Annotated in this window: 8 protein-coding genes and 1 other RNA gene; 6 read left to right on the top strand and 3 right to left on the bottom strand. The window is 40.5% G+C overall.

Features of this window, described 5'->3' with window-relative positions:
• The first annotated feature begins 67 nt into the window (after window positions 1–67).
• Genes ACJV2T_RS04705 through ACJV2T_RS04695 form a run of 3 tightly spaced genes read left to right on the top strand, consistent with a single transcriptional unit; the run spans window position 68 to window position 3,512 of the window.
• Window positions 68–991, top strand: a complete 924-nt coding sequence (locus ACJV2T_RS04705; RefSeq protein ID WP_419399301.1) for an NAD kinase — start codon at window positions 68–70, stop codon at window positions 989–991.
• A gap of 54 nt (window positions 992–1,045) precedes the next feature.
• Window positions 1,046–2,848 (top strand): DNA repair protein RecN, encoded by a 1,803-nt coding sequence (gene recN / locus ACJV2T_RS04700; protein WP_419399300.1) that lies wholly within the window; start codon window positions 1,046–1,048, stop codon window positions 2,846–2,848.
• Window positions 2,832–3,512 (top strand): HAD family hydrolase, encoded by a 681-nt coding sequence (locus ACJV2T_RS04695; protein WP_419399299.1) that lies wholly within the window; start codon window positions 2,832–2,834, stop codon window positions 3,510–3,512. The genes recN and ACJV2T_RS04695 overlap by 17 nt, the downstream gene beginning before the upstream one ends.
• A 20-nt stretch (window positions 3,513–3,532) precedes the next feature.
• Here the strand turns inward: ACJV2T_RS04695 and rnpB are convergent.
• An RNA gene (gene rnpB / locus ACJV2T_RS04690) (RNase P RNA component class A) lies at window positions 3,533–3,906 on the bottom strand.
• A gap of 211 nt (window positions 3,907–4,117) precedes the next feature.
• Between rnpB and hpf the strand changes: the two genes are divergently transcribed.
• Complete coding sequence (gene hpf, locus ACJV2T_RS04685; protein ID WP_004106803.1) at window positions 4,118–4,789, top strand: ribosome hibernation-promoting factor, HPF/YfiA family; 672 nt, start codon at window positions 4,118–4,120, stop codon at window positions 4,787–4,789.
• A gap of 189 nt (window positions 4,790–4,978) precedes the next feature.
• A complete protein-coding gene (gene secA, locus ACJV2T_RS04680; protein WP_415686894.1) occupies window positions 4,979–7,774 on the top strand; it encodes a preprotein translocase subunit SecA in 2,796 nt (931 codons plus the stop codon).
• Window positions 7,775–7,864: 90 nt separating this feature from the next.
• Here secA and ACJV2T_RS04675 read toward each other — a convergent pair whose 3' ends face one another.
• Window positions 7,865–8,533: a hypothetical protein gene (locus tag ACJV2T_RS04675; protein WP_415683882.1), complete on the bottom strand. Its 669-nt coding sequence runs from the start codon at window positions 8,531–8,533 to the stop codon at window positions 7,865–7,867.
• Window positions 8,534–8,608: 75 nt separating this feature from the next.
• On the opposite strand from ACJV2T_RS04675, the gene ACJV2T_RS04670 reads away from it, so the two are divergent.
• Window positions 8,609–9,316 (top strand): lysophospholipid acyltransferase family protein, encoded by a 708-nt coding sequence (locus ACJV2T_RS04670; RefSeq protein WP_419399298.1) that lies wholly within the window; start codon window positions 8,609–8,611, stop codon window positions 9,314–9,316.
• Window positions 9,317–9,439: 123 nt separating this feature from the next.
• Here the strand turns inward: ACJV2T_RS04670 and ACJV2T_RS04665 are convergent, their stop codons facing one another.
• Window positions 9,440–11,830, bottom strand: a complete 2,391-nt coding sequence (locus ACJV2T_RS04665; RefSeq protein ID WP_415683884.1) for a Stk1 family PASTA domain-containing Ser/Thr kinase — start codon at window positions 11,828–11,830, stop codon at window positions 9,440–9,442.
• Window positions 11,831–11,834: the final 4 nt, after the last annotated feature.

Raw genomic sequence — 11,834 nt, 5'->3', positions numbered from 1 at the left:
TTTTCAATATGTATCCTAACAATTACAATAGTAGTAGTTGTGTTTAAACAGTACGAAGGGGCTGTATATGCAGGAACATTTCGATACTAATTCCGCTTCGTCGGCTCGTCGTGCTCTTGTAGTTACTCACGCTAGAATCGATGTTCATAGTGATGTGGTAAATCAAGTCAAGACTCAACTTATTAAAGCTGGATTCGTTGTTGACGTATTCAACAGTGCTTCTGTGTCTGATTTTGCTAAAAAAACTACTCGTATAGTTGACGAAAATACGGAAATAGTTGTGGTGCTTGGGGGAGATGGCACCATGCTTCAGGCTGCTGAGTTAGTGCATTGTACTACTGTTCCAATTATCGGCATAAATCTTGGTCATGTTGGTTTTTTGGCAGAATTTGAAAGTTTTCAAATTAATGATGCTATTCGTAGGATTGCAAACAAGGATTACACTATTGACAGGAGAATGGAAGCTCATGTAGATGTGTGGCTTCCTGGCGAAAGTGAGCCTTTAAGTGATTGGGCGTTGAACGATATAACTCTTGATCGCGAAGATAGAGGTCGAATGGTAGAACTTTCAATACGAGTAGACGATGTTGAAATGTCATCTTTTGGTTGCGATGGTGTAATAGTTTCAACTCCTACTGGTTCCACAGCTTACGCATTTTCAGCAGGTGGATCAATCATGTGGCCAAATGTAGAAGCATTGCAATTAGTGCCGTTAGCTGCTCATGCTCTTTTTGCGCGTCCTCTAATTATTGGTGCCGGTTCTACTTTTACTATTGACATTCTTAATGAATCTTCTTCCGGAGGTTGGATTTGTTGCGACGGTAGAAGACAGCGCGCTCTTCCTCAAGGATCAAGGATTCAAGTTCGTCAATCAAAAGATGAGCTATTATTAGCTAGACTTTCTGGCGCTCCTTTTACGAAGCGTTTAGTTACAAAATTTGATTTGCCAATAGTTGGATGGCGTGAGCACAATAATAATTCTTTAAAATGAATTATTTAAGTAGAAAATAATATTAAATATAGCATTTATAAAACGAGGTACAGCGTGCTTGAAGAGTTAGAAATACGTAATCTTGGGCCAATTTCACATGCGCTTATTACTCCTTCGTCTCACATGACAGCTATTACGGGCGAAACAGGCGCTGGAAAGTCAATGCTTTTAAGCGCTATCAAGCTTATTTCTGGATCCAAAGCAGAAGTTGCAAGGATTTCTCCAAATGCTAAAGAAGCATGGGTTCAAGGCATATTTAGTATTCCTAAAACAAGTGAATTAGTAGATGCTGTTGGAAAATCCGGTATTGAATTAGAGCCTTCAGAAAATGACGAAAATAAATCAGATATGTATGTTTCTAGAACAGTACCACAAGAAGGTCGTTCAAGAGCAACAATTTCTGGTTTCGCAGTACCAAAAACAGTTCTTGAACAAGTATGCTCTCGATTGATAGTTATTCATGGACAAAGTGACCAATTACGCATAGCAAAAAATTCAAAACAACGCGAATTGCTTGATACTGTATCTAAAAATAGTGAATTACTTAAGCAATACGCATGTGCGTATCAAGCGTGGAAAGATGCTAAAGATACATGTAATCGACTAGAAAATCAAGCGTCTTCTTCACGGCAACGTGCAGATTACCTTAGAGAATCGTTAGCGAGAATACGAGATGTGAATCCTCTGCCTAATGAAGATAAGGAATTGCGTGCAAAAAGAGAAAGAATTGAGCATTCTGCTCAAATTGTCAAAGCAGTGAGCATTGCGCTCGCATCCCTTGATTCAAGCCAAATAGATTATGGTGCTTCAGAATCATCCGAAGATGCTTGTTTTCTTGTAGATAAAGCTTCTCAAGCATTACGAAATATTCGTGTAGATGATTCTTTCAATTCTATTGCAAATCAACTTGACGATATTCATGCTCAACTTGACGATATTGTAATGCAGCTTGCTCAACAGTTGGATATCGATGTAAGTGAAAAAGATTTAGATGATTTAAATTCTCGTATTCATGATCTTACTGATTTAACTCGTAGGTGGGGGCCAACATTAGATGATGTACTTGATTGGTCCGAAAAAGCTCAGTTTGAGCTTGAAGATTTAGATGATTCTCCTGAAGCTATTGCTAAAGCGCACACTAAATGCTCTCAACGATATGATGATGCTCTTAAACTTGCTGAAGAATTATATAAAACTCGTTTAAATGCAGCTCATGATTTTGGCACTTTAGTTAGCGAAGAATTAAACTCTTTGGCTATGCCAGGTGCTCAATTAATTATCAGTGTAAATAAGCGTTGCGAAGATTTATCTGGTTCTATTCCGCTTGATACTAACGGATGTGATGATGTAGAGTTTTTGTTCCGACCATTTCCTGCTTCTTCAGATTTGCCGATGAGCAAAAGTGCTTCTGGTGGTGAATTAAGTAGGCTTATGCTTGCAATTGAGCTTGTTGTTGCGAAGTTGACAGATTGCGACGAAGAAAATATGACATTTATTTTCGACGAAGTAGATTCTGGTGTTGGTGGTGTTGCGGCAGTAGAGCTAGGTAAGCGTTTGGCTCAACTTTCTAAACATGCTCAAGTTATTGTTGTTACTCATTTAGCTCAGGTTGCTTCTTTTGCAGATTCACAATTTGCAGTACAAAAAAATCTTGTTGAAAATAGCGATAATAGCGCGAATAGCGAGAATAGTTCTTTTACTAAAGTTGCAAATACTTCTGTTATTGAGCTTAATGATTTGATGCGTGAACAAGAGATTGCTAGGATGCTTGATGGAAGTGAATCAAAAACTTCATTAGAACATGCTCGTGAACTATTGAGTGCAAGTAGGAAGATCATTGATGGATTTACAAAATAATTCGTCTATTGTTGCAGCGATTTTTGATTTTGACGGCACGTTACTTGATTCTTTAAGCGTTTGGGATGATATTGATCGAGTAAGTTTTGCGAAACGTGGTATGAGCGTTCCTTCAATCTTTGCGAATACTACTGCAACAATGAATCCTAGACAAATTGCGGAATATGTTATTAAAAATTACGGGTTCACTGATTCTCCTGAAGATTTGATGAAGGAGTGGTCAGATATGGCTTTTGACGCTTATGCTAATCATCTTCCGCTAAGAAAAGGCGCGTATGAATATGTGCATTATTTGCATTCTAATGGTGTAAAGCTTTTTCTTGTTACAACTCTTTCTAAACGCTTGTGTATTCCAGCTTTAAAAAGAGTTGGTATTTTTGATTGTTTTGATTTTCTTCATTTTGGAGAAGATTTATCTGAAAAAGGTAAGCAAAGCTCTAAAACTTATATCGATATTGCTAATCAACTTAAAGCAGATCCAGCTAAATGCGTAGTTTTTGAAGATTCTGCTACAGCTTTATGTTCAGCTCAGCAAGCTGGTATGCAAACATGCGGGATAGTTGATAATTCAAACGTAAAAATTGATTTAGATTCGTCGTTTAATAAGTGCTTAGCAGTATTTTCTGATTTTTCTTTCGCTCCAAAAATCAGCGATATAAGTTGAAAATATGCTATTTGGTTGAGTTGATGAGGTTTCACATACCCCGGGTTTTGTCGCATACACAAGTGCATGCGGATGGCCATCCATCTCGATTTGACGTTACCGCCAAACTCTAGCAGTCTACCCGAAGACTTGAGCGAGCAGCTCTAAAGCGTCTTCTGCTTGACCTTGCTCCCAATGAGGCTTGCCATGCGGCTTACTGTTACCAGAAGCCCGGTGGTCTCTTACACCGCCGTTTCACCCTTACCCGAACGAAACGCTCAGGCGGTCTATTCTCTGTTGCGCTATCTCTCAGGTCGCCCTGGGCGGACGTTATCCGCCATTGTGCTCTGTGGAGCCCGGAAGTTCCTCAGCCACTCCGAATGAACATTGTGACCGCGGCCATCGTGAAACCTCAACCTTCCCAATTGTAGCAGATAATATTAATATCGTAAAAAATTCATTATTTTATAAGAAATTCCGTAATAAACGTTAATTTTTTTATTTTAATTTAATAAATTGCTAGGTTTGTATGGATTTAGCAGATATAATAGAAGAACCGACGGCATCGTGGCAGTCGGGTTGTACAAATCGAACTTAAGGTTCGAGTCTATATGGGGAGGTTTCGCATGGAAATCGTCATTACTGGTCGTCATACGCAGATTAATCAAAGGTTCCGTGACGTTGTAGAAAGTAAGATGAATCGTGTGACCGCCATTGCGCCTGATGCGCAGCGCGTGCAAATCGTGCTGACTCATGAAGGCAATCCAAGGCAGGCTGACACAGCAAAGCGAGTTGAAATTACTGTTGTTGCAGGAAGCACGGTAATTCGCGCAGAAGCTTCTAGCACTGATCAATTTAGTGCATTAGATATGGCACTTGATAAGTTGACGCTTCGTTTGCGCCGTACTCGCGATCGTCGTAAGGATCATCGCCGTGGATATACGGAAATGACTCCTGTAGATATGGGTGCTGTAGAGCCTGAGATTGAGACTACTGTTGAAGAGCCAGAAGAAAATGAGGTTAATAGCGCAGATGCTGCTGTTGCTTCTGATTTAGGTCCTGGTGAATCTGTGGAAGTAAGTGTTGGTGACACTCCTATTGTGATTCGTCGTAAGCTACATATTGCAGAGCCTATGAGCATAGATGAGGCTTTGTATGAGATGGAGCTTATTGGACATGATTTCTTCCTGTTTGTAAACAAAGAAACTATGAGACCATCTGTAGTATATCGCAGACATGGTTGGAGCTATGGCGTGTTTGAAATTGATACACCTGAAAATGTTGCTAAGCAAAAGTAATGGTTAAAAACACGTCTAAAATGCGCGAATAAGTGCGCGTGCCCGTCTAGCACAATGTTGGGCGGGCATTTTTATGTAATAATCAGACTCGCTAAACGTATAAAAATCGTAGCCGTCGCGTAATATAGGCACAGTTTACGTCTATGTTGGCTAGGCCGTCGTCATAGACATGACCTAAGGGAGCAAAACGTGGTAGATATCGTCGATAAAGCCTTGCGTATGGGTGAAGGCCGTCAATTGAAGCGCCTTGAGAACGTAGCAAAGGCTGTGAATGCGTTGGAAGATGAAATTTCCGCGCTTTCCGATGAAGAATTGAAGGGTCAAACTGCTAAATTCAAGCAGCGTTTAGACAATGGTGCAAAGCTTGATGATTTGATGCCTGAAGCCTTCGCTACTGTGCGAGAGGTTTCAAAGCGTACGCTTGGCCAGCGTCATTTCGATGTGCAGCTTATGGGTGGCGCTGCATTGCATTGGGGCAATATTGCAGAAATGAAAACTGGTGAAGGTAAAACATTGGTTGCTACTTTGCCAAGCTATCTGAATGCTTTGGAAGGCAAAGGCGTGCACGTTGTCACAGTCAACGATTACCTTGCTAGCTACCAGAGCGAGCTTATGGGTCGTATTTATAGATTCCTTGGCATGAGCGTTGGATGCATTATTACAGACCAGCAGCCGCCAGAGCGTCGTAAGCAGTACAATGCTGATATTACTTACGGTACAAATAATGAGTTTGGCTTCGATTACTTGCGCGATAACATGGCGTGGGAAAAGAGCGAGCTTGTGCAGCGCGGTCATCACTATGCAATTGTCGATGAGGTCGATTCCATTCTTATCGATGAGGCTCGTACGCCACTTATTATTTCAGGTCCTGCTGAAGGTGATGTAACTCATTGGTATCGTGAATTTGCAAAGCTTGTTTTGAAGCTTACTCGCGATGTTGATTACGAGATTGATGAAAAGAAGAAAACCGCAGGTATTCTCGATCCTGGCATTGCAAAAATTGAGGATTACTTGGGCATCGATAACCTTTATGAGCCAAGCAATACAGCTCTTATTGGTTATTTGAATAACGCTTTGAAAGCTAAGGAGCTTTTCCTTCTAGATCGTGACTATGTTGTTACAAACGGCGAAGTTTTGATCGTCGATGAGCATACTGGTCGTGTTCTTCCAGGTCGTCGTTATAGCGAGGGCTTGCATCAAGCAATTGAAGCTAAGGAAAACGTGGAAGTTAAGGCAGAAAATCAGACTTTTGCTACTATTACTTTGCAAAACTACTTCCGCATGTACGACAAGCTTGCTGGTATGACTGGTACTGCTGAGACTGAAGCTGCAGAGTTCATGGGAACTTACAAGCTTGGTGTTCTTCCAATTCCTTCCAACCGTCCAGTAATTCGTAAAGATAAGGACGATTTGATCTTCCGTACAAAGAAAGAAAAGCTTACTGCTATTGTGCGCGATGTTGCTGAGCGTCATGCAAAGGGTCAGCCTGTGTTGCTTGGTACAGCTTCTGTTGAATCTTCTGAGATTCTTTCTTCACTTCTTGACGTTGCTCGCATTCCTCACCAGGTTTTGAATGCTAAGCAGAATGCTAAGGAAGCTGCTGTTGTTGCTGTTGCAGGTCGTAAGGGTGCTGTAACTGTTGCTACTAATATGGCAGGTCGTGGTACTGATATTATGCTTGGCGGCAATGTTGAGTTCCTTGCAGACGCTAAGTTGAAGGCTGAAGGATATTCTCCAGACGATACTCCTGAAGAGTATGAGAAGCGTTGGCCAGGCGTTTTAGCTGAAGTTAAAGAGCAAGTTAAGGACGAGCACGAAGAAGTTAAGAATCTTGGTGGCTTGTATGTGCTTGGTACTGAGCGTCACGAATCTCGCCGTATTGATAACCAGCTTCGAGGTCGTTCTGGCCGTCAGGGTGATCCTGGCGAATCCCGCTTCTACTTAAGCTTGGAAGATGATTTGATGCGCCTGTTCAACACTCAGCTTGTTGCTCGTGTTATGGCTAAGGGATTGCCAGAAGGCGAACCGATTGAGTCTAAGTACGTTTCTAACGGTGTGCGCACGGCACAGAAGACTGTTGAAGCTCGTAACTTTGAAATGCGTAAGAACGTTTTGAAGTATGACGATGTTATGAATAAGCAGCGTACTGTGATTTATGCAGAGCGTCAGATGGTTCTTAAGGGTGAAGATATTCACGAGGACATCTTGAAGTTCATCAGTGACACCGTAGAAAGCTATGTGCGCGGAGCGATGAAAGGTTCTGATAAGCCAAAGAATTGGGATTTGGATGGCTTAAAAGATGCTCTTAACTCTGTAATGCCTGTAGTTCTTGATTGGGATCAAGTACGTGAAACAATCGTTAAGCTTAAGGGCGAAAAAGCTGTTACTGCTTTGCACGATTTGATTGTCGACAGTGTAGTAAAAGTTTACTCTATTGTAGAAGATGGTCTTGGTGCTGATCCACTTCGTCAAATTGAACGTCGCGTTGTTCTTTCTGTTCTCGATCGCAAGTGGCGTGAACATCTTTATGAGATGGATTATTTGAAGGATGGTATTGGTCTGCGTGGTATGGGTCAGCGTGATCCTCTTGTTGAATACCAGCGTGAAGGCTACCAGATGTACAATTCAATGATTGAGGCAATTAAGGAAGAAAGCATTCAGCTTCTATTCCATATTGATATCAATCAGATTGCTTCTACTGAAGATATTTCTTCTGACGATGAGCTTGATGAAGATGTTGCACAAGCTTCATCTGAGGTAGATGCTGAAGATCAAGCTGCAGGTATTGTCGGTCCTGCACCTTTGAGCCATGCTGAGGGAGATGTTCCATTGAGCATGCGACCAAAGAATGAAGAATGGAAGACTCCATGGTCTGATGGACGTACGTTCCCAGGAACAAATAAGAATGACGAGTGCCCATGCGGTTCTGGTCGCAAGTACAAGCTTTGCCATGGTCAAAACGAAGCTGAAAATGAAGCTGAGTGACTTTAAGGCTTACTAAAGTAAAATAAAAAATAAATAAAAGGCGGTGTGATCAAAATCATGCCGCCTTTATTATATTCGATTGATTACTAGCTATACTCGAGCGCCATCTCCATAATCGCTGTAATCTTCCTTATAAGGATCAGGTTTTTTGCGATTCATAAGTAATCCTGCTCCACTAAGTAGCATTAATAAGCCGCATATAATGCCAGCAACGTTCGCTATAGCAGGAATAAAAGCACTTACAATAACACCGAATACACCTATAACAAATAGAATCCACAAAACTACATTAACTAAAGATACGTTATAAAATTGTGGATTTGGAGGCACAAAATCATCGCCATATGCTTCCATAGTATTATCTAAATCAAGCCAACTTGTGCGAGTATTATCACGAGGACCTTTAGCAGTTATGATTGTGTGAGAATCTTGCATTCTAGTAGGAATAATATAAGATTTATGGCTACTTAGATTTTTTAAGTTAAATTTATTTTTTATTACACTTTTTTGATTTTTAGAATTATTGTCGCTTGCTATAGTGTTGCGCTCTTTCTTTTTTTCTTCTTTCTGAGCGTGCTTTTCAAAACTTTTTGCGCTACGTGAATTAGCAATATCGTTCATGTCGTCAGAATGTTCTGCAACAAAAGATGACCATTCGTCATCAAAATCTCCGTTGTTTTGTTTTTGATTATTCTTTAACGATTCTGACATTAACTCGTCGTCACGGCGAGGGTCGTTGGTATTCTTAGAAGAAGTCATGAACTATACTGTAGCAAGTCTTCCTGATTCTATGCTTAAAATGTTCGAAATTGGACTTGCAAGAAAGGATATGGTATGTTGTACTGGTTCTTCGTGAAGGGACTTGGGGGTATTGCCCGCATGAGGATTCATCCATCAGCGCAAGGTGTTAAAAATGTTCCTAAAAAAGGTGGAGCTATTATTGCTGCAAATCATCTTGCTGTTATTGATGACGCGCTTCTGCCATTGACTTGTCCTCGTATGATTCACTTTATGGGTAAAGCAGAATATTTTGAAGGCAAAGGTTTAAAGGGTCGTTTAAAGAAGTGGTGGTTTACTTCTGTGGGCGTTTTCCCTGTAGATCGTTCTGGAGGTGCAAAATCGCTTGGTGCTTTGAATCATGCTCGTGAAATATTAGAAAAAGGTCAGCTTTTTGGCATTCATATTGAAGGCACAAGAAGCCCAGACGGTCGTTTATATCGTGGACATACTGGTGCTGCACGTCTTGCTCTTGAAACAGGTTGCCCGATTATACCTGTTGCAATTATTGGAACTAGAGAATTACAAGTGCATGGTCAAGTTATTCCAGCAAAAGGCAAGACTAAGGCGATTTATGGCGAGCCTATTCAAGTAGAGCGTGTTCGCAACGAAAGCGAGATTACTCACGAGCATTTACGCGAAATTACAGATAAAGTGACTAAGGCTATTCAGCAAATGAGTGGTCAAGAATACGTTGATGAATATGCTCAAACAGTAAAAGAACGTATGCGCCAAAAACGTGAAGAAAGTAACGAAAATAAATAATATAATGCTGATTCTAATGCTATTAGGTTAGCGTTATTAGATATTTAAATTTTATTTATATTCAAATATTTAAGCGGCGAAAGTTATTTAGCTTCCGCCGCTTTTATAATACTTAAAACACGCTTATATTACTGTAAGAGTAATAACAGAAGGATTTCCATTAGAATCCTTCAATGGCACTTCACTTCCAGCTCCAGGGGATTGGAAGCGCACTACGTGCATTAAATCACCAAGTGGAGCAGAAATACGAACTTTCAGACCTAGATTTTCAATAATCCTTCTAGCTTCATCACTGCTCTTTCCGCAAACGTTTGGCAATGTAACAGTTTTTGGACCTTTTGAAACAACAACATTAACACTATCGCCCCAATGTAAGTCAGAACCAGCTTCAACGGAAGCGCGGATAATCTTACCCTTTGCTACAGTATCGCTATTTTCTTCTTCGTACTTTACATCCAGCTTAGCGTCAGTTAAAGCTGAATCAGCTTCACTCTTTGTTTTCCCAACAATATCTGGCATTTGCACAGGCTTAGGTCCCTTAGAGAGTAAAACACTTACTTCTTCGTTATGGTTCATGCGTGTGCCAGGTTTAGGGTTAATATCAATTAAGCTGCCAGATGGTATATCTATAGAATACGTGTCTCCTGACTTATCGTGAACAATATTAGTAAAGCCTGCTTTACGCAATGTTTTCAAAGGATTTTTGCCATTGTAAGTTTTTGGATCTGTAATATCATCCGGGATTGTAGCCTTACGAATTCCACGCGAAATCACAACATTAAGAGTGCTATTATTGTGCTTTTGGATATGGCTGCCGACGACATCAGGATTTGTTGAAACTACTTTTCCTTCTGGCACATCGTCACTATAATCTTTTGAAACTTTGTAAGGAATTCCAGCAATTTTAAGCGTGTGCTCATATTGTTGCCAATTTACATCAGTTATTTTGCAAGATGCATAATTTTTGCATTGAAGATCGTCAGGCTTAGGCAGCGTCCAATAACTGCCAGGACCTAAGAAATACCAAAAACCACCAATAGCAGCAATTGCTAATACTCCAGCTGTGCTTAAACCTGCAATAAGGAAAACACGCTTTTTAGAAGAACGATTAGGCTTGTTTGCTAAGTTTTTTGTCTTATTTGACATGCCAAACGGTTTTGTTGCATTTAAGTTGTTGTTAAAATTGCGAGAGCTAATAGCAATTGTTGGCATATTGCTATCGTCAAATTCTTCTAAAGGATTATCTTGCGAATTGTATGACACATCTTCTGCATTAGTAGCATGCCATTGCATAGCTTGTGTTTTTTGAAGATTATTAGCATCGAAAGCACTGTCGGATTTCGCTAGTGAATTGTCTATTGCTACATTATTGACTTCAGAATTATTTAAATCATTATTCGTGCGTGAATCGAGTTCACTTACAGAATTATCTCTAGGTATTGCAACAGTTTCGTCTGCAGCATTTTGCAATAAAGAGTTGGAATTATCAGAAAAGTCAGAGCCTGAAGCATTTATTGCTTGCGTAGCATCTGAATTATTATTAGGATTCAATTTGTCCGAATAATTTGCGTCAGGTGCAACACGCAAATTGTTGATAGGAGAAAAGTCTGTTTCTTCTGAAAACTCTTGTGGTTCTTCTGCTTTGTATTGCCAATCTTCAGGTTTTAATTGTGTAGAAAGTGCGCGTAATTTTGCTAATGCATCGCTTGCATCTTTAGGCCGTTCGTTCATGTCGCGAGCAGTTAAGTTTGCTATGAATTGTGCAACTTTTTCGCTAATTCCAGGGCAAGCTGTAGCAATTGAAGGAGTGTTTTCATGCACATGCTTAAAAACAAGCGTAACAGGATTATCTGCAGTAAAAGGCACTCTTCCTGCAAGCATTTCCCAAGCCATCATGCCTGCTGAATACAAATCACCTTGAGGAGTTGCAAGATTATGCTCAATAAGTTCAGGAGCAAGATAAGCTGCTGTGCCAAGAAGCAATCCTGTAGAAGATAATGTTGCTTGCGAAATTGCTCTAGCTAAGCCGAAATCAGTAATCTGAACATGACCTCGATCGTTAATTAAAATATTTTCCGGCTTAATATCTCTATGCACAACTCCAGCGTTGTGTGCAGAAGCGAGACCATCCAAAGTTTCTGCAAGTAAACGCAGCGTATCTCGCACACTAAATGTGCCTTGCATATTCATTTCATAACGCAAATTAACGCCATGAACATATTCCATTACAAGATAATCAAGCCCGTCATATTCGCCTGTATCATAAACTTGTACAATATGTGGATTTGCAATTGCTGCAGCAGAAGTTGCTTCTCTGCGGAATCTAGCAATAAATTGCTGGCGATGCACACCTTGAGCAAGTTGAGTGTGCATGATTTTAATTGCTACAGGTCTATCAAGGCGTTCATCTTCTGCTTGATACACAGTAGCCATGCCACCCTGAGCTATTTTGCGCACAATGCGATAGCGATTTTCAATGCGCATACCTGGCTGCGCCTGCGTAGCTTCATCCATTGTC

The sequence above is a fragment of the Gardnerella phocaeensis genome, from assembly GCF_048545075.1.
GTDB lineage: Bacteria > Actinomycetota > Actinomycetes > Actinomycetales > Bifidobacteriaceae > Bifidobacterium > Bifidobacterium vaginale_J.
The sequence above is the reverse complement of the archived record's forward strand: the minus strand, read 5'-3'. Positions and strand labels throughout refer to the sequence as shown.